The following is a 22,328-nucleotide window of genomic DNA, read 5'->3' as shown; positions in this document are numbered from 1 at the left end:
CCGCCGCCACAGGATGGGTCCATGACTGACTCCCCGGTGCTGTGGTTTGACGAGATCGGCATGGGCGATGTCCCGCAGGTGGGCGGCAAGAACGCCTCCCTCGGCGAACTCATCCAGTCCCTCAAAGCCAAGGGCGTGCGGGTGCCGGACGGCTTCGCCACCACCGCGGACGCCTACCGCCGCTTCATCGACGCCAACGGGATCGAGCCCGCGATGCGCTCCCGGATCCAGTCCTACCGTGCCGGCGATACGTCCCTGCGCGCCACCGGGGAAGCCATCCGGGAGCTGTTCCTGGACAGTGAGTTCCCCGCGGACATCGCCGGGTCCATCCGCGCGCACTACCGGGAACTGGGGGAGCGTGCCGGACTGGACCGGCTCTCCGTCGCGGTCCGCAGCAGCGCCACCGCCGAGGACCTGCCCGACGCAAGCTTCGCCGGGCAGCAGGAGACGTTCCTGAACATCGCCGGGGAACGGGAACTCCTGGACGCCTGCCGCCGCTGCTATGCCTCGCTGTTCACCGACCGGGCCATCAGCTACCGCGAGGTCAAGGGCTTTGACCACCTCGACGTCGCGCTCTCGATCGGGGTGCAGCGCATGGTGCGCTCCGACGTCGGCGCCTCCGGGGTGATGTTCTCCATCGACACTGATTCCGGCTTCCCGCGGGTGGCCGTCATCAGCGCCGCCTGGGGGCTGGGCGAAACCGTGGTCCAGGGCACCATCAACCCGGACAAATACGTCGTGTTCAAGCCGCTCCTGGCGGACGCCGCGGCCGCGGACGAAATCAGTCCCATCATCGAAAAGACGCTCGGTTCCAAGGACCGGAAAATGGTCTACAGCCTGGGCGGCCACGCACGCACCAAAATGGTGGACACCTCGGACGCGGAACGCCGAGCGTTTGTCCTGGCCGACGCCGAGATCCTCGCGCTGGCGCGCTGGGCCGTGAGCGTGGAGGAGCATTACGCCCGGCCGATGGACATGGAGTGGGCCCGGGACGGCGTGACGGGCGAACTGTTTATGGTCCAGGCCCGGCCGGAGACCGTCCAGTCGCAAAAGACCGGCTCCCGGTTCACCCTCCACCACCTGCTGGAGACCGGCACCGTGCTGGCGCGCGGCGCCGCGATCGGCGACTCCATCGCGCAGGGCACGGCTTGCGTGATCCGGAGCGCCGCGGACATCGAAAACTTCCGCGACGGCGCCATCCTGGTCACCGAGATGACCGACCCGGACTGGGTCCCGATCATGAAACGGGCGGCCGGCATCGTGACCGACCGCGGCGGCCCCACGAGCCACGCGGCGATCGTGAGCCGCGAACTCGGCGTCCCCGCCGTCGTCGGCACCGGCAACGCGACCACCGTCCTGGCCGAAGACCGGGCCGTGACCATTTCCTGCGCCGAGGGGGACGAAGGCCGGGTGTACCAGGGCAGCCTCGCGTTTGAGACCGAGGACGTGGACCTCGGGGAGCTGCCGGAGACGCACACCAAAGTCATGGTCAACATCGCCAGCCCCGCGGCCGCGTTCCAGTGGTGGCGGCTGCCGGCCGACGGCGTCGGGCTGGCCCGGATGGAGTTCATCATCAGCGCCCTGATCCGGGTCCACCCGATGGCGCTGGTCCATCCCGAGCGGGTCACCGACCCCCAGGAGGCGGCGCAGATCCGCGCCCTGACCAGCGGCTACGGGGACCCGAAGGACTACTTCGTGGACGCCCTGGCCCTCGGCATCGCCAAGATCGCCGCCCCCTACCATCCCCGGCCGGTGATCGTCCGGCTCAGCGACTTCAAGACGAACGAGTACGCGCACCTGATCGGCGGGTCCGCCTTCGAGGAGCCGGAGGAAAACCCCATGCTCGGTTTCCGCGGCGCGTCCCGCTACTACGACGAACGCTACCGCGAGGGATTCGCCCTCGAATGCGCGGCCCTCAAACGGGTCCGGGAGAAGCTCGGCTTCGGCAACATCATCGTGATGATCCCCTTCTGCCGGACCCCCCAGGAAGCGGACAAGGTACTGGCCGTGATGGCGGAAAACGGCCTGGTCCGGGGCCGGAACGGCCTGCAGGTCTACATGATGTGCGAGATCCCGTCCAACGTCGTCCTCGCCGAAAAGTTCGCCACCCGCTTCGACGGCTTCTCCATCGGCTCCAACGATCTCACCCAGCTGGTCCTGGGCGTGGACCGGGATTCGGCGCAGCTGGCCTCACTTTTCGACGAGCGGGACGAGGCCGTGATGGCGATGATCAGCGAGGCCATCCGCAAGGCCCACGCCGCCGGGATCAAGATCGGCATCTGCGGCCAGGGCCCCAGCAACCACCCGGAGTTTGCGGCGTTCCTGGTCGGCGAGGGCATCGATTCGATCTCGCTGAACCCGGACAGCTATCTCAGGACCGTTCCGCGGATCGCGGAAGCCGAGAAACTGGCGGCTTCCCAGTAGCGCCGCCGGCGTCCTTCTGCCCCTTTCTCCTTGTACCCGCACCCTTGGGGCCGGTCCCCTTGGTGCCGGCCGCTGTCTTGCCGGCCCCTGTCTTACCGGCCGCTGTCTTGCCGGCACTGAGCGCGCGCAGCGCGTTGAGGATCGTCGCCAGGTCCACGAGTTCCTGGGACAGGGCGCCGGCGATTGCCGGGACGAACCCGGCCGCCGCGGCCAGCATCAGCGCCACGCTCAGCGCGATGCCGATCCAGATGCTCTGCAGGGCCACCTTGACGGTCCGCTGGCCAATCCGCACGGCCGAGGCCACCTTGGACAGGTCATCGAGGATGATCACGACGTCGGCAGACTCGCCGGCCGCCGTCGAGCCGCGCGCCCCCATGGCGATGCCGACGTCGGCGACGGCCAGGACGGGGGCGTCGTTGACGCCGTCGCCCACCATCATGACCGGGCGCAGCGGCAGGGACCGGACGGCTTCGACCTTATCCGTCGGCAGGCACTCGGCGCGGACATCGGTGAGCCCGGCCTCGGCCGCGATGTGCTCGGCCGTGGCGAGGGCGTCGCCGGTGAGCATGACAGTCCGGCTGACGCCGAGTTCCTGGAGTTCGGCCAGCGTGCGGCGGGTTTCCCTGCGGATGGGGTCGCTCATCACGAGGGCCCCGGCGTACTCCCCGGCCACGCCCACGTAGATGGCGAGTTCGCCGCTGGCCAGCGCCGTTTCCTCGACGCCGCCGACCGATTCCGCCACGAAATTCGGCTTGCCGACCACGACGTCGCGGCCATCGAAGCGTGCCCGCACGCCGTGCGTGGCGAATTCGTTGGCCTCCGTTGCGGTTTCGAAGACCAGCCCGCGGGTCCGCGCAGCGTCCATCACCGAGGCGGCGAGTACATGCGAGGAATATTGTTCGGCGGAGGCCGCCAGCCCGAGGACCCCGTCCTCTGTGAAGGACCCCGACGTCCGGACCCCGACCAGGGACGGGCGGCCGTAGGTCAGGGTGCCGGTCTTGTCGAAGGCGACGGTTTTGATCCGGCTCAGTTGCTCCAGGACGCCGGCGTATTTGACGATGATGCCGCCGCGCGCGGCGCGGCTCATGCCGCCCAGGAAAGCCACGGGTGCGGCGATCAGCAGCGGACACGGCGTGGCCACCACCAGCACTTCCGCGAAACGGGCCGGGCTGCCGCTGACGATCCAGCCGATCGCGCCAAGGACGTAGGCAAGGGCCGTGAACGGCACGGCATACCGGTCCGCGAGCCGCACCATGGGCGCCTTGCTGTCCGCGGCTTCCTTGACGAGGGCCACGATGCGGCTGTACTGCGAGTCCTCCATCAGGGCGGTGACCTGCATCCGGACCGCGGCTTCGCCGTTGAGGGAGCCGCTCATCAGGCCGTCGCCGGCCGCCCGCTCCACCGGAAGGCTCTCCCCGGTGAGCGAGGACTCGTCGAAGCTGCCGGATTCAGAGAGCAGGATGCCGTCCAGCGGGACCACCTCACCCGGTCTGACCAGGAGGATGTCGCCGATCTGGACGTCAGTGGCCGCAACATCCTCGTGCTGGCCGCCCGCATTGTTTGCGGCGGCATTGTTTCCGCCCGCATTGGTTCCGGCGGCGGAGCCGGCGTTGCGTTCCCGGTGGGCGGTCTGCGGGACGCGCTCGAGCAGGGAGGTCAGTTCCTTCTTGGCCCGGCCGGCGGCGTAGTCCTCGAGGGCCGTGCCGCCGGCCATCATGAGGACAATGATCATGGAGGCGATGAACTCGCCCACCAGGACAGTGCTGACGATTGCCGTGACCGCCAGGATGTCGATGCCCCATTGGCCGCCCATCAGCCGGCGGGCCATGCCGACGGCAAGATAGGCCGCCACCGCCAGGGCATAGATGCTGGCTGAGACCTGCGCAATCAGCGGCTGCCCGGACAGGAGCAGTATGAGCACCGCGAGCAGGGCAGCGATCGTGCCCGCAACAAGCGGATACCGGAGCAAAAGTTTCACGGATATCCTGCCTTAGTTTTCGCGTCATCTACACGCGTCTTCCACTATTTGCATCCTACTGCGGACCCCTCCCTGGCAGGCCCGTACGGGCCCAGGTTACAGACCGCCGGCGGGGCGCCACCGCACAGGCATGAGACGCTGGAGCGGGACAGCAGCAGGAGGAATCGCGTGCGAAGCAGTTCAGAGACCGTTGAGACCAGGACTGCCCTGGTGGTTGGGGCCAGCGGAATAGCCGGATCAGCCCTGGTGGACCGGCTCGCGGATGCGAGCTGGGACGTTGTGGCACTGTCCCGTGGTCCGATCCGGCGCGGCGATGTCCGGCATTTGAGTGCGGACCTGACTTCGGTGGAGAGCCTGCGTGAGGCCCTGGCCGTTGAACAGCTTAGCCACGTGTTCTACACCGCATGGTCACGGATGAGCACGGAACAGGAAAACATCGAGACCAACGCGGCCATGCTGCGGAACCTGCTGGCCAGCCTCAGCGGCCATCCGGTGCAGCATGTGGCCCTGATGACTGGGCTGAAGCACTATCTGGGTCCGTTTGAAGCGTATGCGGCGGGGGAGATGCCGGACACTCCCTTCCGCGAAAGCGAGCCGAGGCTGCCGACGCCCAACTTCTACTACGCCCAGGAAGACGAGTTGTGGGCTGCCGCCGGGAAGCAGGGCTTTGGCTGGTCGGTGCACCGGGCGCACACGGTGATCGGGCATGCAGTCGGCAATGCCATGAACATGGGCCTCACCCTCGCCGTCCAGGCGTCCATCTGCCGGGAACTGGGGCAACCGTTCATCTTCCCCGGCTCCGAGACGCAGTGGAACAGCCTCACGGACATGACGGACAGCGGGCTGCTGGCGGAACATATGATCTGGGCCGCCACTGCCGACGGCGTGCGCGAAGAGGCCTACAACATTGTGAACGGCGACATTTTCCGCTGGCGGCGGATGTGGCCGGCGCTGGCCGCCTACTTTGGGGTCGAGCCGGTGGGGTACGCCGGCCAGCCCCGCCCGCTGGAACAGCAAATGCTCGGCAAGGAGGGCGTCTGGGCAGGCATCGCCGCACGCCATGGGCTGGCCGAACCCGATCTCGCACGGGTCGCGTCCTGGTGGCACACCGACGGTGACCTGGGCCGGAACCTCGAAGTGGTCACCGATATGAGCAAGAGCCGCCTTGCCGGCTTCACCGGGTACCGCCGGACGGAAGACTCCTTCCTCCGCTTGTTCGACCGGTACCGCGCCGACCGCCTGATTCCGGCAGCGCCCCAGGCGGCGCGGGCCTTTCAGCCCTAGCCCGGCTGTGGCCGGTGGTGCCACAGTGAAGCATGTGGTCGATCCTTTCCGGCCGGAGCCGATTGCTGGCGGCTGCGGCTGCGGTGCTTTTGCTGGCCGCCGCGGTGGTGCTGGCTGTGGTCCTGACGGCGGTCCCGCCGTCGGCTGTTCCGACACCGCCGCCACCGCCGTCATCTTCACTCCCCACCACGGCCGGCCCGACGGAGAGCCCGACGGCGGGTCCGTTGCCGTCGGGCGCTCCGGCCCCCACTCCCAGCGGAACAGTTCCGGCCGGGCCCGCGCCGCTGCCCACGATCCCGGCGACCGAACCGGCGCCGGAACCGCCACTTCCTGAACCTCCGGCCCCGTTCCCCGCCGCGCTCGCCGGCCGCGACCTCGAGGTGATCCCGGGCGCCGGCCCTGTGGTGGCGCTGACGTTCGACGCCGGAGCCAACTCGGCAGGGTTGCCCAGCATCCTGCAGACCCTGGCCGCCACCGGCGTGCGCGGCACGTTTTTCCTCACCGGCAACTGGGCCGGCGCCAACCCGCAGGGGGTCGCGGCGATCGTGGCGGGCGGCCACCGGGTGGGCAACCATTCGATGACCCACCCCGGCTTCACCGGGCTCGCGGACGCCGCGATCGGTGACCAGCTGGTCCGGGCGCAGCAGGCCATCCAGGCCGGTGGCGGGGATCCGCGGCCCTTGTTCCGCTTCCCCTTCGGCGATCGCGACGCCCGGACCATCGCCACGGTCAACGCCTACGGCTACCTGCCCGTCCGCTGGGCCGTGGACACCCTGGGCTGGAAGGGCAGCAGCGGCGGGATCACGGCGCAGATCGTGGCGGACCGTGCGCTCGCCCGGCTTCAGCCCGGGGAGATCGTGCTGATGCACATCGGCTCCAACCCCGACGACGGGACCACCCTCGACGCCGACGCCCTGCCCGGGATGATCGAGCGGATGCGCCAGGCCGGCTACGGCTTCACCACCCTCGGCGCGCTGCTGGGCTGACGGCTGTCAGCCGTCAGGGAAGCCCCGGACCGGCCGCACATTACATTGCGGTAGAACGCCACTGTCGCGGCGGGCGCGGGCCTGATACGACTGAGGCATGACGGAGTCGCCCACTCTTGCCGCCGCGCTGGCGCCCGTCGACGCCGTGATCTTTGACCTCGACGGGGTGGTCACCGACACGGCCGAGCTTCGTGCGGCCGCCTGGAAGCAACTCTTCGACGCCGTCCTCCAGGACCCGAGGCTTCCCGCCGGGACCCGCCGCGACCCGTTCAGTACCGACGAGTACCTGGACCTGGTGGCGGGCCGGACCTGGGAGGACGCGGTAACCACCTTCCTGGCCTCCCGCGGCGGGAGCGTCCCGGGGGGTTCGCCGTCGGACGGGTCCGGGGAGTGGACCGCCTTCGGACTCGCGGCACGCCAGAACGAATTGTTCGAAAAGCTGCTCAGCAACAACCCGGTCCGTGCCTTTCCCGGCACCGCGGACCTCCTCGGCCGGCTGAAGGCCGGCAGGATCCCGGTGGTGCTTGCCACCTCGGCCCGGAACGCGGGCGCGCTGCTGGCCGCCGCGGGGCTCGGGGACGTCTTCGACCACATCGTCGACGGGCAGACGGCCCTGGACCGCGACGTTGCGGGCAAGCCGGCCCCCGCGTTGCCGCTGGAAGCGGTGCGCCGGCTCGAAATCCCGCCCGCCCGGGCGATGGTCATCGAGGATTCAATCACCGGAGTGGAGGCCGGGCGGCGCGGCGGTTTCGGGCTGGTAGTCGGCATCGACCGGTCCGGGCGCCGGGACCCGCTGGAAGCGGCGGGCGCCGACGTCGTCGTCGAGGATGTCAGCCAACTGGACATCGGGCTGGTCATCACCCATCCGTGGCTGCTGGTCTATGAGGGCTTTGACCCGGCGCACGAGGGGCACCGCGAAGCCCTCACCACCCTGGGCAACGGTTACCTGGCCACGCGGGGCGCCGCCCCCGAGCACCGCGCCGGGGCCGTGCACTATCCCGGCAGCTATCTCGCCGGCGTCTACAACAGCCTGCGCAGTGTTGTTATGGACCAGGAAACGGTCGACGAGCACATGGTCAACATCCCCGACTGGCTGCCGCTGGACCTCCGGATCGGCGACGGGGCGTGGTGGTCCGAGGGCGGACTTTCGCTCCGCAGCGAGCGCCGCACCCTGGACCTGAAGCGGGCAGTGCTGACGCGGGAGGCGCTGCTGGAGGACGACGCCGGCCGGCAGCTCCGGCTGGTGCAGCGCCGCCTCGTGTCCATGGCGACACCGCACCTCGCCGCGCTGGAAACCGTCCTCACGGCCGTCGGCTGGGACGGCGGCCTCAGCATCCGCAGCGGCTGCGACACGGGCGTCACGAACTCCAACGTCCCCGAGGACGCTGCGCTCTCCAACCGGCACCTGGGATCCGTCCGGGTTGCCGCCGCCGGGGCCGGCCCGGGCGTCGCAGGCCTCACGGTGGAGGTCCGGACCGTCACCAGCGGGATCGGGATCGCCCTCGCACTCCGGACGGAAGTCTCCGGGGCCGACGGGCCGCCCGTGGCCGGAATCGCCGAGCAACTCGGCGGGGTGCACGCCCACCGCTTCGAGTTTTCCGTAGCCGCGGGGGAGCCGCTGACCATCCTCAAGACCGTCGCCGTGTCGTCCTCCCGCGACCACGCCATCGCCTCACCGCTGACGGCAGCCCGGGCTGCCCTGGCCCGCGCCCCGGGCGGTTTCGCGGCGCTGCAGGCCGAGCACGAGGCCGCGTGGGCGGTCCTGCTCGAACCCTTCGTTATCGAGTTTGACGCCAGCTCGCAGGCGCAGCTCATCCTCAACCTGCACGTCTTCCACTTGCTGCAGACGCTCACCACCCACACCGCCGAACTCGACGCGGGCGTGCCGGCCCGCGGGCTGCATGGCGAGGGCTACCGGGGACACGTCTTCTGGGATGAACTCTTCGTCCTGCCGCTGCTGAACTCCCGGCTGCCGTCCCTCGCCCGGGAGTTGCTCGATTACCGCTGGCGGCGGCTCGGCGCGGCCCGGGACGCGGCGCGGGATGTCGGGCTGGAGGGGGCCCTGTTTCCGTGGCAAAGCGGCAGCGATGGTACGGAACAGACGCCCAAGCTGCTGTTCAACCGGCGCTCCGGGCACTGGATGAAGGACTACTCCCGGCTCCAGCGGCACGTTGGCCTCGCCGTCGCCTACAACGCCTGGCAGTACTTCGAGGCGACCCAGGACCGCGGGTGGCTGACCGAGCACGGTGCGGAAATCATCGTCGACGTCGCCCGGCTGTTCGCGTCCATGGCGGAGTTCGACCCGGCCGAAGACCGCTTCCACCTCCGGGGCGTTATGGGCCCGGACGAATACCACACCGGAAATCCGGGCGACCCGGGCGGCGGACTGAACGACAACGCCTACACCAACATCATGGCGGCGTGGGCGTTCGACCAGGCGGTCTGGATCATGCATTCCGTGCAGGGGTTCGACATGGAGGAACTGCGGGCCCGGCTGCTGATCAGCGCTGCCGAGATCGAGGCCTGGGAACACCTCAGCCGCCGCATGTTCGTGCCGTTCCACGACGACGGAGTCATCAGCCAGTTTGATGGCTACAGCGCGCTCCGGGAACTCGACTGGAAGCACTACCGCCGGACCTACGGGCTCATCGAGCGGCTGGACCTGATCCTGGAGGCGGAAGGTGACAGTACCAACCACTACCGGCTGGCCAAACAGGCCGACGTCCTGATGCTGCTGTACGTACTGGGCGAGGACCAGCTGATCCAGTTCCTGGCCCGGATGGGCTACGCCGTCACCTCTGCCCAGATGGCCGCCACAGTGGACTTCTACCTGGCCAGGACTGCGCACGGATCAACGCTTAGCCGCGTGGCCCACGCCTCGGTGCTGGCCCAGCGCGACCCCGAGCGGGCGTGGGCGACTTTCCGGGAGGCACTGGACGCGGACCTGGACGACACCCAGGGCGGAACCACCCGCTCCGGCATCCATCTGGGCGCCATGGCCGGGACGATCGACGTGGTCCAGCGCAGCTTCGCCGGGCTGCGGATTACGCGCGATGCCCTGGACTTCGCGCCCCGGCTGCCGGCCGAGCTCAGCCGCGTGGACTTCCGGGTCCGCTACCGGGATCAGATGCTCGCCGTGCACCTGGAACGCGACCGGCTCCGGGTATCGGCGGCGCCGGGCGATGCCGCCCCGGTGCTGGTGCGGGTGGGTACGCAGCGGGTCCTGCTCCAGGCCGGTCAGGAACACGAATTCCTGCGGAAAGACGACTGACCCGGCTGCCCGTCACTGCCCGCTACGGGGAGTCCAACCGCAGCACGGCCGCGCCCGTAACCCGGTCCTCCGACAGGTCCAGCAAAGCCTGGTCCGCGGCCGAGAAGGGATAGGACACCGTGGTGGGGCGCAGCGGGATTTCCGCGGCGATGCGGAAGAACTCCTCGCCGTCGGCCCGGGTATTGGCGGTGACACTGCGCAGCTGGCGTTCCTGGAACAGCTCCGTCGCGTAGTGCAGCGGCGGAATGTCACTCAGATGGATGCCCGCGACGGCAAGGGTGCCGCCGCGGTCCAGGGCACGCAGGGCCACTGGGACCAGGCTGCCGGCCGGAGCGAAGAGGATGGCCGAATCCAGCGGATCCGGCGGCTGATCTTCGGCGCCGCCGGCAAAGGTCGCCCCCAGCTCAAGGGCGAGGGCGCGGGCTTCCTCGGACCGTGTCATCACATACACGCGTGCACCCTGGAAGAGGGCAATCTGCGCCGCCAGATGCGCGGAGCCGCCGAAGCCGTAGATTCCCAGCCGCCCGCCGATGGGCAGGTCGGCACGGCAGAGCGCCCGGTAACCGATGATCCCCGCGCACAGCAGGGGTGCCGCCTCCTCGTCCGAGAAGCCCGACGGGAGCCGGTAGGCGAAGTTTTCGGCCACCGTGATGAGTTCGGCGTAGCCGCCGTCGCGGTCCCAGCCGGTGAATACGGGGGAGAGACAGAGGTTCTCGTCGCCACGCAGGCAGAAGCGGCAGGAGCCGCAGGTCCGCCCGAGCCAGGCGACGCCGACCCGGTCGCCCGGGGAGAACCGCGTGGCGCGGTCCCCGCACGTGATGACTTCGCCGACGACCTCGTGGCCCGGGATTACACCGGGGCGCCGCGGGGCAAGGTCACCCTCGGCCAGATGCAGGTCCGTGCGGCAGACTCCGCACACGCGGACCCGCAACAGCACCTCCCCCGGGCCCGGCCGGGGATCGGGGCACTCGTCCGCCACCAGGGGGCCGCTTCTCATCGGCCCGGGCTGTCCTACCCGCCAGGCTCGCACGGGCGTCCTCCTCTGCTAGAACCTCCAGCTCCCCTCTGAAGGCGGTGGTCCGGTGGAGCGGGGTCAGCGCGTAATCAGGACATTGCAGCGCGCTTTGTTCAGGACGGCCGTGACGGTGTTGCCTGGGCCGCCCTCGCGGTTGTGGGTTCCAATCACCAGTACCTCGGCATCGGCGGCGGCCGCCAGCAGTTCCTTGGACGCCGAGTGGCCTTCCCGCAGGACGCCGGAGACTGACAGATCCGGGGCAAGGGTCCGGGCCTCCGCCAGGGCATGGTCCAGCAGTTCCTGGCCGTGCAGCGGGCCGTGCCGGCCGTGCCCTTCCCGGGTCCCGCCGCGGGTCTGGTCGATGTGGACAATCTGCAGGTTTGTGCCAAGCACGGCCGCCAGCCGTGCGGCGCCGGCCAGCGCCGCGGAGCTCCGGGACGTCCCGTCGACGCCGACCACCACTGGCGCCGCGGCCTGGCCCGGGCTGCGCAGCTGGCGGACCACCATCAAGGGGCAGGGGGAGGAGCCGGCCAGGTCGAGGCAGACCGATCCGGCAAGCTGCCCCAGCACGCCGCCGATTCCCCGGCTGCTGACCACGAGGAGGCGCGCATCACGGGCCGCATCGCGCAGCACCGCGGCCGGGAGCCCTGTTTCCATAACACCCTCGACGGCGGGACCGGGACCGGGACCGGGTGCCGGCGCGGGTTCGGCAAGTTCGGCGGCGGGGGTTCCGGCGGCGGCGAGGGCAGTACGGGCGAGGTCGACGCCCTCCGCAAGGATGGCCTCGGCGGAGTGCCGCAGGCCGCTGCCCTCAACGCCCTTGACCGGCCCGAGCTTCTTGGTGAACATGGGCCACACCCACGCGTGGACCACGCGGAGCCGGTAGTGTCCGGCGGCCGCGTACTCCGCGGCCCACCGGACGGCCTCCTGCGCTGCCTCGGACCCGTCGTAGCCCACCGCCACGGTGGTGCGTACGTGTCCTGCGGCGGGTGCTGTCATGCGTCCTCCCGGTCAGCCGAGTCCGCCTCCGGGCGGTACTTTGCCCAGTAGAACTCAACGGGCGGAGAAGGGCTAGGGGCTTTGGTCCCGCGGGTTCTGCTGATCCGCTGCGCCCGCCCTGTACTCCGGGGCGGCCTCTGCGTCCGGCACGCTGTGCTGTTCCCGCAGCTCGCGGCCGCGCTTGATGTCTTCCTCTTCCCGTGCCTGCAGCTTGTCGCTCTGCTTGGTATCCCTGGGCGGCAGCTGGATGGTTTCCTCGGCTTCGATGCCGGCCTGGAGCTGGCGGCCGCGTTCGGTCTCGGCGTCGAATTCGGCCCCGAACAGCAGCGACATGTTGAGGATCCAGAGCCAGAGCAGCGAAATGATGACGCCTCCGATCGCGCCATAAGTCTCGTTGTAACTGCTGAAGTTGGCGACGTAGAACCCAAAGGCAAGGGAGGCCAGCAGGAAGACCACCAGGGCAATGAGCGACCCCAGGCTCATCCAGCGGAACTTGGGCTGTTTCACATTGGGAGTGGCGTAGTAAAGGATGGCGATCGCAAGAACCACGAGCAGCAGGATGACGGGCCACTTGGCAATGTTCCAGACGGCGAGGAAGGCCCCGCCCAAGCCAATCGCGTTCCCGACGGACTCCGCCACCGGGCCGCTCAGGACCAGCATGGCAGCCAGCAGCACCACGATCAGCACGGTGGCGATGGTGACGCCGAGCATGGTGCCCCGAAGCTTGATGAACGGACGGCCTTCGTCGATTTCGTAAATCCGGTTCATGGCCCGACCGAACGCCCCCACATAGCCGGAGGCGGACCAGAGCGCGGTGAGGATGCCCAGCACCAGGGTAAATCCGGCAGTGCTGGAGTTGCTGAGCTGCTCGACCGGCTGGCGGATGGCTTCCACGGTTTCGGCGGGTGCGAAACCCTGGACGATGTCCAGGAGCGCCGACGTGGTCTTGCCGGGCTGCCCGAAGATCCCCAGAAGGGACACGAGGGCCAGCAGCGCCGGGAAGATGGAGAGAACCGAGTAGTAGGTCAGGGCCGCGGCGAGGTCGGGGCACTGGTCCTTGGTGAATTCCCGCAGCGTCTTCTTCGCTATGTACTTCCACGAAGGCCTGGTGACATCGGTGGGGCTGTCCGGTTTGCGCGAGTCGTCCGGAGCGGGCGCCGTGCGGGCCTTGGCGGTGCTGCTCTCCCGGGTTTCGGCGTCGGCCGCGGTATCTGCCGTGGCGGGGGTCTTGGCCATGGGAATCTTCCTTTGGGGGTTCTAAGTGCGTCAGCCGGCCGTCCGGCGCGTGGGCGCCGGACGGCCGGCCGGTTTCGAACGGGGTCAGGCCTGCTGGACGTTGTCCCTGGCCTCGACGGTCCGGTCCTTGACATCCGACACTGCGCCCTGGCCCTCGGCCTTGATGTGCTCGGTGGCGTCCGTGGCAGTGGCCTTGACGTTTTCCATCGCGGCCTGGGCGGGCTCCTTGAGACCCTCGGCCACGTGCTTGGCGGCCTCGGTGAGCTCCGAGGTGAGCGGTTCGGCCGCGGTCTTCAGCGCATCCGCGGTTTCGCGTTCCTTCTGGCTCGCCGGGATCAGGGAGGAAACCAACAGGCCAGCCCCGAAGGCAATCAGACCGGCCGCCAGGGGGTTGCCCCGGGTCTTCGTCTTGACCTGCGTGGGGGCGTCGCCGATGGCTGCCCCGGCGTCGCTGAAGTGCGCCCCAGCCGTGCCGGCGGCGGAGTGAACATTGCCGGCGGCGTGGTCGGCAGTTCCCATGACTTTCTCCTTCACTCCAAAAACGGCGTCTTTGACGTTTTCTTTGACTGTTTCTTTGACTTTGTCAGCCTGCCGCTGGACGACGTGCGACGGGGTGACCTTGTCCGCTACGGCGTCGACGTTGGTGCCCAGCCGCGCGCGGGTTGCTTCAATATCTGCTCGGATGACATCCGGGTTTTCGCTCATCGTGTTTCCTCGCTGGATCTAGGTGGTGGGTTTGAGCGTGGGCGGGATTTCCTGCAGCGTCGCGGCGGTCTGGGGCAGGCCCCTGATCGCGTTCAGTTCCTTGCGGCCCTTGGCTGCCAGGATGGCGGCGACGATTCCCCAGATGATGGCGACGACGATGCCGGACCAGCCCAGGCCCATGACGTTTCCGAGCGCCCACCAGAGCGCCAGGGACAGGAACAGCAGGACGAAGTGGCCGGCGACGCCGGCCCCGGCCAGCATTCCGCTGCCCTTGCCTGCGCGGGTCGCGGACTGCTTCAGTTCGACCTTGGCCAGCTCGACTTCCTGCCGCATCAGGGTGGACATGTCCCGCGTTACCTCGCCCAGGAGCTCGCCCAGGGACGACGTTTCAGCCTTGGCGTGCGCGGCGGTCTGGGGCATTTCGCTGGTCATCGACGGCCACCGTCAAAGGGATCATCGCGGAGCGGATCCTGCCGGAGCGGGTCAGTCATGACCGGCTCGGAGGCCCAGGGGTCCTGGCGGTTGCCGTCACCCAGCGGATCAGTCCCGAGGGGATTGGGCGGGTAGGTGTCCGCGAAGCCCGCCGTCGTGGTTTCCGGCGCCGGCATCTGCACGGGCGGCGGCGGAACGGCCATGCCGGTGTCAGCGACCCTCGTGCCCGGCGTTGAGGCAGCGGCGGTGGCAGCCGGCTCCGGTGCCCCGGCGCTGAGGCTGCGGCTCAGCCGGCCTGCCAGCACGCCGGCTCCGGCTGCGAGGAGAAGGAAGGTGCCCGGACGCTGGCGGGCAAAGGTCTTCACCTCGGTCAGCAGGGAACCCGGATCGCGGCCATCGAGCCATCCGGCGACGGCGGACGACCGCTCGGCAGCCTGGCGCACGAGGTCGGTGGCGACCCCGGGCTGATCGGAGGCGGCGGCCATGGTGTGCAACTCGGTGGAGATGGAGCGCAGGCCTTCGGCGACCTTCTGCTGCTGCGTGCCGGCCTGGTCCGTCAGGTCCGACTTAGCCTGGTTCACGAGGTCCCGGGCGTTCGTCTTCACTTCGGCCGCGACGTTGGCGGCTTCTGTCTTAGCCGTCTCAGCCACGGTCTGGGCTGAATCCGCGGCCTGGCGCTTCACATCGGCTGCCTCGCCCTTGGCAGCATCGGTCTTTGACGCTCCGCCGTCGCCGGGGGTGACGGTCGACGACGTCGTGCCGCTTGCCGCCGGCGGGAAAGTGGTTTCCGGCCGGAGGGGAGGCTGCTGGGTGGCGGTAGGGGTGCGGTAGCTACCGTCCTGGGGCCATTGGTTCTCTGTCATCTTCGCTCTCTTTTCAAGATCGGCTGCTGATCACGAACCAGCAATAACTGGAGGCTTAATAGTAAGCAAGATTACTAAATATAGTAAGTACCCTTTGTTTTATTTTTCGGCGGGCAGCGCGCCGGCCCACCCATCCCCGGCCCATCCGCGGTGAAGCCCGTGCCGGCCGGTGAACTAGGCTTGAAACATGAGCAAAACGGTGGGTGGCTGATGGCGAAGCGGGGCAGGGCTGCCGGCCGGAGCAACACCGAAAAGACGGCGGGAGTCGTGGAGCTGCCGAAGGGCAGCCGCCCCGAGGGGCCGCTGGAGGGTGTCTATTACATCGACACCGGTGACTGCGAGCTGATCGCCGACCAGGACAACTCCAATGGCTGGCTGCTGCGGATCAATGGCGTGATGAGTTCGCACATCGACCTGGCGGATCCGTTGTTCCTCGATTTCGAGTACATGCGGTGGATCGCGGCCCTGGTGGAATCGCGCTGGCCGCGGGAGTCCCGGCCGAAGCTGCGCGCCCTGCACCTGGGCGGCGGGGCATGCTCACTGGCGCGCTACTTCCACGCCGCCTACCCGGACGCCCGCCAGGTGGTGGTGGAACTCGACGGCAAGCTGGCCGAATACGTCCGTGGCTGGTTCGACCTGCCCAAGGCGCCACTGATGCGCCTGCGCGTCGGGGAGGCCCGCGAAGTCACCGAAAGCCTGACGCCGCAGACCCGGGACCTGGTCATCCGCGATGTTTTTGCCGGCTCGCTGACGCCGCGTCCGCTCACCACACGCGAGTTCAACGAGCACGCCCAGCGCGTCCTGGCCCCCGGCGGGATTTACGTGGTGAACTCCGGCGACGCCCCGGACCTCAGGAATGCCCGCGAGGACGCCGCGACCATTGCGGACACCTTCAAGCACACCGTGATCATCGCCGACCCTGCCATGCTCAAGGGCAGGCGCTACGGGAACATGATCATGGCCGGCAGCGACGTCCCGTTCGACAACGACCCCGGACTGGCACGGCGGCTGCTGGGCGGCGCGGTGCCGGCACACATCTGGAACGACGCCAAGGTCCGGGCCTTTGCCGCCGGCGCGCCGGTCCGCCACGACCCGGAAGCCGTCGATCCGCCGTCGACTGCTCCGTAACGGCCCTTTAGCGGCCCCAAAACGGCACTTACGGAGCAGTCGATGCAGGTCCGCCCCGCCCCATGAGCGCCTCGCGGTGCGCCTTCGTCTGTTCGCGCAGCGCCTGCACCACCGCAGCGACGGCGGGCCGGCGCATGGAGTCCGGCCGCAGCACCATCCAGTACGGCAGGAGTTCGGCGAAATCCTCCGGCAGCAGCCGGACGAGGTCCGGATGCAGGTCCGCCGCGAAACACGGCAGGAACCCGATCCCGGCACCGGCGCGGGTCGCCTCCACATGGACGAAGACGTTGGTGGAGCTCAGGCCGTCGCGCATGGTCGGCACAAAGCGGCGCGGGGCATCCAGATCGTCCACCTGAAGCATGGAATCCACGAAGTACACGAGCGAATGCGTCGTCAGCTCCTCGATCGTCGTCGGGGTGCCGTACTCGGCGAGGTAGCCGCGGGAGGCGTACATACCGAGCATGTACTCGCCGAGCCGGGCCGCCGCGGCCCGATGCACCTGCGGTTCGCCCACCACCACTTCGATGTCCAGCCCGGACCGCTGCTGGAGCGCCCGCCGGGTCACGGTGATGATCTCCACGCTGAGGCCCGGATGGTCCCGGCGGAGCCTCGCCACGGCGGGGGCCGCGATGTAGGCGCTGAAGCCGTCCGTCGCGGTCATCCGGACGACGCCGGTGATCGGGTCCGGTACACGGCCGGGCTGTTCGAGGGTCCGGATCGCAGCCTCCACCCGCTCAGCCACCTGCACAGCTTCCGCGCCCAGTTCCGTCAGCTCCCAGCCGCCCGAGGCGCGCGAGAGCACCCGGCCGCCCAGCGCCTTCTCCAGCGCCGCAATCCGGCGCGACACCGTGGTGTGGTTCAGCCCCAGGGCCTGCGCCGCCGTCGTGAACTTCGCGGAGCGGGAAACTGCCAGGAGCACGAGCAGGTCATCAGGGTTCGCGTTCATATCTGCAATTCTGCACATAAGGCGTGCTTGTTTGACCATTGAATCGCACACTTTGTGCGGCAATACTCAGTAAAGCTGCTCAGTGCCGTGCATCGCACCTCCTCTGGGCTGTGGAAGACCGCGAACTGAGGAGTGCAGACATGGAGAGCAGCAGCTTGAACGGGCGCAAGGCCCTGGTGACCGGCGGTGCCGGCGGAATCGGCGCTGCCAGTGTCCGCGCCCTCGCGGCACGGGGTGCCAAGGTGGTGATCGCGGATGTGGACGAGGCCGCGGCCGCAGCCCTCGCGGACGAGGTCGGCGGCACCTCCTGGGCGGTGAACCTGCTCGACGTCGAGGCTCTCGAGACCGTGAGCCTGGACTGCGACATCCTCGTCAACAACGCCGGCATCCAGCGGATCAGCCCGATCGAGGACTTCGACCCCGCGGATTTCCGCCGCATCATCACCCTGATGCTGGAAGCGCCGTTCCTGCTCATCCGCGCCGCGCTGCCGCACATGTACGCCAACAACTTCGGCCGGATCATCAACCTGTCCTCAGTGCACGGGCTCCGCGCCTCGCCGTTCAAAAGCGCCTACGTGTCGGCCAAGCACGGCCTTGAGGGCCTGAGCAAGGTCACGGCGCTGGAAGGCGGCGCGCACGGTGTCACGTCAAACTGCATCAACCCGGGCTACGTCCGGACGCCGCTCGTCGAGTCCCAGATCGCGGACCAGGCCAAGGTGCACGGGATTCCGGAGTCCGAGGTCCTCGCCAAGATCATGCTGACCGAGGCCGCGGTCAAGCGCCTTGTCGAGCCGGACGAGGTGGCCTCGCTCGTGGCCTGGCTGGCCTCCGACGACGCCGGCATGGTCACCGGCGCAAGCTACACAATGGACGGCGGCTGGTCCGCCAGGTAGCCAGCCGGCCGCCAGTGAGCCCGCTCAGTCGGCTGTCTTGTCGTTTCCCTGATCCGGGGTGGCCGGTTCGGTGGATCGGCGGATGTAATCGTTGACGGCATCCTCGGGAACACGGAACGATCGGCCCACCCGCACGGCCGCGATGGCATGCGACTTCACCAGCCGGTAGACGGTCATCTTGGATACCCGCATGGCCGCAGCGACTTCCGCGATGGTCAGGAAGTGCGAGGAGACATTCGCTGAGCTCATTTCTTCTGGCCCGTCCACTAGTCGGGGTACCGGAGTTGCCGGTAGTCGTAGAAGATGACGTCGCCCGCCGGGCTGCCGGCCATCCGGAGCCCTACATAGGGGGCCTCGATCACGGCCGTGCCCAGGTGCCGGCCGTTGAACGGATCATCGCCAATCAGTACCTGTCCCACCCGGAACGGAATCCGCGGTGTTCTTGCGCGGCCAACCGTTCCCGACAGGAAACTGGCCACGCGGCTTCGTTCGCGTTGTGCCTGTGGAGATGCTGGGAACTCCATCGGAACCACTCCTTCATAAGGCGTGCCACTCGGATTTTCGGCAAGTCCGGGCCAGTTACGGGAGGGCTCCCCAGCCAGCGTTCCGGCCGGTCCGGTACCGCCGTGAAGCAACTGTATCCGTCAGCCCCTTTCGTCACACGAGTAACTTCTACCCCTGCCGGACCGGGCACCACTTGGGCCGCAGCGCCGACTACTTGCCGGCCTGGAACTCCATCGCGTTTCCGGCCAGGGCAAGGGTTCCGCCCAGGCCGATCATCATCACCCCGCCGGTGCTGCCCAGGGCGGCGATCCGCCGGGGCGAGCTGGCAAACCAGCGGCGGGCCTTGCCCGCGATGAGCGCCCAACCGCTGTCCGAGACCAGTGCGATCGCGAGGAAAAGAGCCCCCAGCGTTGCCAGCTGCCACGGGATGGCCCCGGCCGGGTAGTCCACAAACTGCGGGAGCACGGCGACGAAGAAGACAATCGACTTGGGGTTGGTGGCGCCCACGATGAATCCCTCCCGGAGGATCCGGAACGTCGACGTCGGAACCGAGGGACCGGCCGCCGTCGTGCCGCCACCGCGGTGCCGGATGGCCTGGACCCCCAGGTAAACCAAATAGGCCGCGCCCGCGAACTTGACCACGCTGAAGAGCAGCACGGACTGGGCCAGCACCACGCCCACCCCCAGGGCGACCGCGGCGATCTGCAGCAGTTCCCCGGCGGCGTTGCCCAGCACGCTCAGGAGCCCGCCCCTGCGGCCCAGCGCCAGCGTCCGACCGATGACGAACAGCACGCTGGGACCCGGCACGGCAATCAGGAGGAGGGCCGCGAGGGCAAACGCCAGCAGGTTCGGGGCAGGGACCATAACTGATTTTAGCCCCGCCATGGAGCCGGGCGCAGGTGCCGCCGGCGTCCCTACCGTGCCGCCGGCGTCCCTACCGTGCCGCCGGCGTCCCCGCCGGAATCCGGGGGAGCGACGCGGTTTCGTCGGCGAGCTCGGCCCGGACCAGGCCGTGGCCGCGGACCCACAGCCGGTACCCGACCACCAGCAGCCCGAGCCACACGGCGCCCACATAGAGTGCCACGCGCGTGTCCTCGAACGCCCCCAGGATCACGATGACGAGTGCCATGAACACGATCGTCGCCACCGATGCCGCCGGCCACCACGGTGACGGGAATTCCGACGCCGGCAGTGGCTTGCGCGCGATCTCGCGCTTCATCGCCACATGGGAGGCCAGGATCATCACCCAGACCCAGACGGTGGCGAAGGTCGCGATTGAGGCGATCAGGAGGAAGACGTCCTCCGGGATGACGGCGTTCAGGACCACGCCCACCAGCAGGATGCCCGTCATCATCACCACGGTCATCCACGGCACGCCATGGCGTGATACTTTGCCGAAGCTCGCGGGGGCATGCCCCTGCCGGGACAGGCCGAAGAGGATCCGGCCGGCGCCGAAGATGTCGCTGTTGATCGCGGACAGCGCGGCGGTGATGACCACGGCGTTGAGGATGTGGGGTGCTGCCGGTATGCCCAGTCCGCTGAAGATCTGCACGAACGGGCTGCCGTTGGTGCCGATCTCGTTCCACGGGAACAGGCTCATCAGGACACCCAGGGTCAGCACGTAGAACAGCAGCACGCGCACCGGGACCGTGTTGACGGCTTTCGGAATCACCGTCTTCGGGTCCGCGGCCTCGCCGGCGGTGATGCCCAGGGTTTCAATGCCGCCAAAGGCGAACATTACGACGGCGAACGAGGCCAGGAGCCCTTCGAAACCGTTGGGGAACAGGCCGCCGTGTTCGACGAGGTTGCCGAGGCCAGGCGCCACGGTGGCACCCCCGGCCTGGAATCCGAAAGCGATGATGGCGGCGCCGCCCACGATCATGGCGATGATCGCCACCACCTTGATGAGCGAGAACCAGAACTCGAGCTCGCCGAAGACCTTGACGCTGAGCAGGTTCAGCGCCGCCAGGAAGAAGATGATCGCCAGGACCCAGATCCAGCGTTCGACCTCGGGGAACCAGAAGCCCATATAGATGCTGAAAGCGGTGACGTCCGCGATGGCCACGATCGCCATCTCAAACACGTAGGTCCAGCCGGTCACGAAGCCAGCCAGCGGGCCGAGGTAGCGGCTGGCGTACTGGCCGAAGGAACCCGATACCGGGTGCCGCACGGCCATCTCACCCAGCGCGCGCATCACCATGAATACTGCGGCGCCTCCGATCATGTAGGCCAACAGCACGGCGGGACCGGCCTTCTGGATGGCCGAGGCGGAACCGTAGAACAGCCCGGTCCCGATCGCCGAGCCGAGCGCCATGAAGCGGATATGGCGGATGTTGAGCCCGCGGTTCAGGACGGTTCCGACGGCGGCGCTGGCGGAGCTGCCGCGGCTGCCGGAGGTACCGCCGGGTCCTGCGGCGGGCGTTGGCTTGGTGTCGGTGGTGGCTTGTTGCATGCGAATACCTTCTCGTCATTGGGAGGGGGATCGCTATCCAGCAGACCATGTTGCGCGGAGCTGTGATGAGCCTCACGGGCAGCTGGTGTCTTCGATTTCAGACAACGGCGCAGGGCGGGAGGGCGGTCATGTCCTAACGGATGGGGGTCCGGCCGTGGTAGAACCGACCCAGGCCAGGAGCTCCATCGGACAGTGAAGGAGATGCACCATGAAAGCCATCATCCAGGACGTGTACGGCCCGGCAGATGTATTGGAACTGCGCGACGTCGACCCGCCGGTAGCGGGCGACGGAGACGTGCTGATCCGGGTCCGCGCCGCCGGCGTCGAGCAGGGGGTCTGGCACCTCATGACCGGACTGCCGTTTCTGACCCGGGCCTTCTTTGGGTTCAGGGCCCCCAAAAACCCGATCCGCGGGAGGGAACTCGCCGGCCGGGTGGAGGCGGTGGGGAAGAATGTCGTCGGGTTCCGTCCGGGGGATGAGGTATTCGGGACCGCAGAGGGTACCTTCGCCGAATTCGTCTGTGCCAAGGAGGGCCGGATCGCCCTGAAACCGGTCAACGCCAGTTTCGAGCAGGCAGCAGTCGTGCCCATCTCCGGCACCACGGCGCTGCAGGGCCTCCGCGACAGCGGCCGGCTCCAGCCCGGGCAGGATGTCCTGATCATCGGCGCCGGCGGCGGTGTGGGTTCCTTTGCCGTTCAGCTCGCCAAGGTGCTCGGAGCACAGGTCACTGGTGTCTGCAGCACCGAAAAGCTGGACCTGGTCCGGTCGATCGGCGCCGATCATGTCATTGACTACAAGCACGACGACTTCGCGGACGGCGCGCGGCAGTTCGACGTCATTCTCGACACTGCCGGCAACCGTCCGCTGTCAGTCCTGCGCCGGGCACTTAAACCCAAGGGAACCCTCGTGATTGTCGGAGGCGAAGGCGGCGGGCGGTGGACCGGCGGATTTGAACGCTCCCTCCGGGCTTCGATGCTTTCCCCCTTTGTCGGCCAGGCGCTCAAGGGCCTGATGGCAACGGAGCGCCAGGAGGACCTTCGCTTCCTCGCCCAGCTCATCGACGCCGGCTCCGTCACGCCCGTCATCGACAAAAGCTATCCGCTGGCTGACACCCCGGCGGCCATCCGCTACATGCACGACGGCCACGCCCGCGGCAAGGTGGTTGTCACCGTCTGAGCTGTGGCCGTGGGCACGGAAGGCCCGGCCGGAAG

19 protein-coding genes are annotated in these 22,328 nt (G+C 68.6%); 7 read left to right on the top strand and 12 right to left on the bottom strand.

Annotation, left to right across the window (positions count from 1 at the left end; translation table 11 throughout):
• Positions 1–21: 21 nt before the first annotated feature.
• Positions 22–2,424 carry a phosphoenolpyruvate synthase gene (gene ppsA / locus GXK59_RS16065; protein WP_160668283.1) on the top strand — a complete coding sequence of 801 codons (2,403 nt, stop codon included), beginning with the start codon at positions 22–24 and terminating at the stop codon, positions 2,422–2,424.
• On the opposite strand, the gene GXK59_RS16060 is transcribed toward ppsA, so the two are convergent.
• On the bottom strand, positions 2,372–4,402 hold the full coding sequence (locus tag GXK59_RS16060; RefSeq protein ID WP_160668282.1) for a heavy metal translocating P-type ATPase: 2,031 nt from the start codon (positions 4,400–4,402) through the stop codon (positions 2,372–2,374). The two genes, ppsA and GXK59_RS16060, sit on opposite strands and share 53 nt — an antisense overlap.
• Positions 4,403–4,570: 168 nt before the next feature.
• Here GXK59_RS16060 and GXK59_RS16055 point away from each other — a divergent pair, with 168 nt between their 5' ends.
• From GXK59_RS16055 to GXK59_RS16045, 3 genes are all read left to right on the top strand, one after another.
• Positions 4,571–5,686: an SDR family oxidoreductase gene (locus GXK59_RS16055; protein WP_160668281.1), complete on the top strand. Its 1,116-nt coding sequence runs from the start codon at positions 4,571–4,573 to the stop codon at positions 5,684–5,686.
• A 32-nt stretch (positions 5,687–5,718) separates the two neighbouring features.
• The gene (locus GXK59_RS16050) at positions 5,719–6,672 is read left to right on the top strand and encodes a polysaccharide deacetylase family protein (protein WP_160668280.1); all 954 of its coding nucleotides are present in this window, start codon (positions 5,719–5,721) and stop codon (positions 6,670–6,672) included.
• Between the two features lie 97 nt (positions 6,673–6,769).
• The gene (locus GXK59_RS16045; protein ID WP_160668279.1) at positions 6,770–9,943 is read left to right on the top strand and encodes an HAD-IA family hydrolase; all 3,174 of its coding nucleotides are present in this window, start codon (positions 6,770–6,772) and stop codon (positions 9,941–9,943) included.
• 22 nt (positions 9,944–9,965) lie between these two features.
• Here the strand turns inward: GXK59_RS16045 and GXK59_RS16040 are convergent, their stop codons facing one another.
• The 6 genes from GXK59_RS16040 to GXK59_RS16015 form a co-directional block, all read right to left on the bottom strand.
• Positions 9,966–10,973 carry a zinc-dependent alcohol dehydrogenase family protein gene (locus GXK59_RS16040; protein ID WP_160668278.1) on the bottom strand — a complete coding sequence of 336 codons (1,008 nt, stop codon included), beginning with the start codon at positions 10,971–10,973 and terminating at the stop codon, positions 9,966–9,968.
• A gap of 63 nt (positions 10,974–11,036) precedes the next feature.
• Positions 11,037–11,957: a universal stress protein gene (locus GXK59_RS16035; protein ID WP_160668277.1), complete on the bottom strand. Its 921-nt coding sequence runs from the start codon at positions 11,955–11,957 to the stop codon at positions 11,037–11,039.
• Positions 11,958–12,029: 72 nt separating this feature from the next.
• Positions 12,030–13,193, bottom strand: a complete 1,164-nt coding sequence (locus tag GXK59_RS16030) for a YihY/virulence factor BrkB family protein (RefSeq protein ID WP_237393924.1) — start codon at positions 13,191–13,193, stop codon at positions 12,030–12,032.
• Positions 13,194–13,277: 84 nt separating this feature from the next.
• Positions 13,278–13,898: a DUF3618 domain-containing protein gene (locus GXK59_RS16025; protein ID WP_160668276.1), complete on the bottom strand. Its 621-nt coding sequence runs from the start codon at positions 13,896–13,898 to the stop codon at positions 13,278–13,280.
• Positions 13,899–13,916: 18 nt separating this feature from the next.
• Entirely contained in the window at positions 13,917–14,330 is a 414-nt protein-coding gene (locus GXK59_RS16020) for a phage holin family protein (RefSeq protein WP_202129146.1), read from the bottom strand.
• Positions 14,327–15,193 carry a hypothetical protein gene (locus tag GXK59_RS16015; RefSeq protein WP_160668275.1) on the bottom strand — a complete coding sequence of 289 codons (867 nt, stop codon included), beginning with the start codon at positions 15,191–15,193 and terminating at the stop codon, positions 14,327–14,329. Before GXK59_RS16015 ends, GXK59_RS16020 begins: the two co-directional genes overlap by 4 nt.
• 210 nt (positions 15,194–15,403) lie before the next feature.
• On the opposite strand from GXK59_RS16015, the gene GXK59_RS16010 reads away from it, so the two are divergent.
• Positions 15,404–16,321 carry a spermidine synthase gene (locus GXK59_RS16010; protein WP_160668274.1) on the top strand — a complete coding sequence of 306 codons (918 nt, stop codon included), beginning with the start codon at positions 15,404–15,406 and terminating at the stop codon, positions 16,319–16,321.
• Positions 16,322–16,349: 28 nt separating this feature from the next.
• On the opposite strand, the gene GXK59_RS16005 is transcribed toward GXK59_RS16010, so the two are convergent.
• Complete coding sequence (locus tag GXK59_RS16005; RefSeq protein ID WP_160668273.1) at positions 16,350–17,267, bottom strand: LysR family transcriptional regulator; 918 nt, start codon at positions 17,265–17,267, stop codon at positions 16,350–16,352.
• Between the two features lie 140 nt (positions 17,268–17,407).
• On the opposite strand from GXK59_RS16005, the gene GXK59_RS16000 reads away from it, so the two are divergent.
• Positions 17,408–18,160: a 3-hydroxybutyrate dehydrogenase gene (locus GXK59_RS16000; RefSeq protein WP_160668272.1), complete on the top strand. Its 753-nt coding sequence runs from the start codon at positions 17,408–17,410 to the stop codon at positions 18,158–18,160.
• 24 nt (positions 18,161–18,184) lie between these two features.
• On the opposite strand, the gene GXK59_RS15995 is transcribed toward GXK59_RS16000, so the two are convergent.
• From GXK59_RS15995 to GXK59_RS15980, 4 genes are all read right to left on the bottom strand, one after another.
• Positions 18,185–18,409 (bottom strand): helix-turn-helix domain-containing protein, encoded by a 225-nt coding sequence (locus tag GXK59_RS15995; RefSeq protein ID WP_160668271.1) that lies wholly within the window; start codon positions 18,407–18,409, stop codon positions 18,185–18,187.
• 17 nt (positions 18,410–18,426) lie between these two features.
• Positions 18,427–18,579 carry a hypothetical protein gene (locus GXK59_RS15990; protein ID WP_160668270.1) on the bottom strand — a complete coding sequence of 51 codons (153 nt, stop codon included), beginning with the start codon at positions 18,577–18,579 and terminating at the stop codon, positions 18,427–18,429.
• A 295-nt stretch (positions 18,580–18,874) separates the two neighbouring features.
• Positions 18,875–19,528: a LysE family translocator gene (locus GXK59_RS15985; protein ID WP_160668269.1), complete on the bottom strand. Its 654-nt coding sequence runs from the start codon at positions 19,526–19,528 to the stop codon at positions 18,875–18,877.
• A gap of 70 nt (positions 19,529–19,598) precedes the next feature.
• On the bottom strand, positions 19,599–21,116 hold the full coding sequence (locus GXK59_RS15980; protein ID WP_237393923.1) for an amino acid permease: 1,518 nt from the start codon (positions 21,114–21,116) through the stop codon (positions 19,599–19,601).
• 208 nt (positions 21,117–21,324) lie between these two features.
• Here GXK59_RS15980 and GXK59_RS15975 point away from each other — a divergent pair, with 208 nt between their 5' ends.
• Positions 21,325–22,293 (top strand): NAD(P)-dependent alcohol dehydrogenase, encoded by a 969-nt coding sequence (locus tag GXK59_RS15975; protein WP_160668268.1) that lies wholly within the window; start codon positions 21,325–21,327, stop codon positions 22,291–22,293.
• Positions 22,294–22,328 lie beyond the last annotated feature (35 nt).

Source organism: Pseudarthrobacter sp. ATCC 49987 (assembly GCF_009928425.1).
Classification (GTDB): Bacteria; Actinomycetota; Actinomycetes; order Actinomycetales; family Micrococcaceae; genus Arthrobacter.
The sequence above is the reverse complement of the archived record's forward strand: the minus strand, read 5'-3'. Positions and strand labels throughout refer to the sequence as shown.

What these genes read in the sequence shown, in the direction of transcription:
- GXK59_RS15995 (WP_160668271.1), bottom strand. Translation starts at nt 18,409, where the DNA reads ATGAGCTCAGCGAATGTCTCCTCGCACTTCCTGACCATCGCGGAAGTC.
- GXK59_RS16000 (WP_160668272.1), top strand. Translation starts at nt 17,408, where the DNA reads ATGGAGAGCAGCAGCTTGAACGGGCGCAAGGCCCTGGTGACCGGCGGT.
- GXK59_RS15980 (WP_237393923.1), bottom strand. Translation starts at nt 21,116, where the DNA reads ATGCAACAAGCCACCACCGACACCAAGCCAACGCCCGCCGCAGGACCC.
- GXK59_RS16035 (WP_160668277.1), bottom strand. Translation starts at nt 11,957, where the DNA reads ATGACAGCACCCGCCGCAGGACACGTACGCACCACCGTGGCGGTGGGC.
- GXK59_RS15975 (WP_160668268.1), top strand. Translation starts at nt 21,325, where the DNA reads ATGAAAGCCATCATCCAGGACGTGTACGGCCCGGCAGATGTATTGGAA.
- GXK59_RS16010 (WP_160668274.1), top strand. Translation starts at nt 15,404, where the DNA reads ATGGCGAAGCGGGGCAGGGCTGCCGGCCGGAGCAACACCGAAAAGACG.
- GXK59_RS16050 (WP_160668280.1), top strand. Translation starts at nt 5,719, where the DNA reads ATGTGGTCGATCCTTTCCGGCCGGAGCCGATTGCTGGCGGCTGCGGCT.
- GXK59_RS16015 (WP_160668275.1), bottom strand. Translation starts at nt 15,193, where the DNA reads ATGACAGAGAACCAATGGCCCCAGGACGGTAGCTACCGCACCCCTACC.
- GXK59_RS16025 (WP_160668276.1), bottom strand. Translation starts at nt 13,898, where the DNA reads ATGAGCGAAAACCCGGATGTCATCCGAGCAGATATTGAAGCAACCCGC.
- GXK59_RS16030 (WP_237393924.1), bottom strand. Translation starts at nt 13,193, where the DNA reads ATGGCCAAGACCCCCGCCACGGCAGATACCGCGGCCGACGCCGAAACC.
- GXK59_RS15985 (WP_160668269.1), bottom strand. Translation starts at nt 19,528, where the DNA reads ATGGTCCCTGCCCCGAACCTGCTGGCGTTTGCCCTCGCGGCCCTCCTC.
- GXK59_RS16005 (WP_160668273.1), bottom strand. Translation starts at nt 17,267, where the DNA reads ATGAACGCGAACCCTGATGACCTGCTCGTGCTCCTGGCAGTTTCCCGC.
- GXK59_RS16045 (WP_160668279.1), top strand. Translation starts at nt 6,770, where the DNA reads ATGACGGAGTCGCCCACTCTTGCCGCCGCGCTGGCGCCCGTCGACGCC.
- GXK59_RS16020 (WP_202129146.1), bottom strand. Translation starts at nt 14,330, where the DNA reads ATGACCAGCGAAATGCCCCAGACCGCCGCGCACGCCAAGGCTGAAACG.
- ppsA (WP_160668283.1), top strand. Translation starts at nt 22, where the DNA reads ATGACTGACTCCCCGGTGCTGTGGTTTGACGAGATCGGCATGGGCGAT.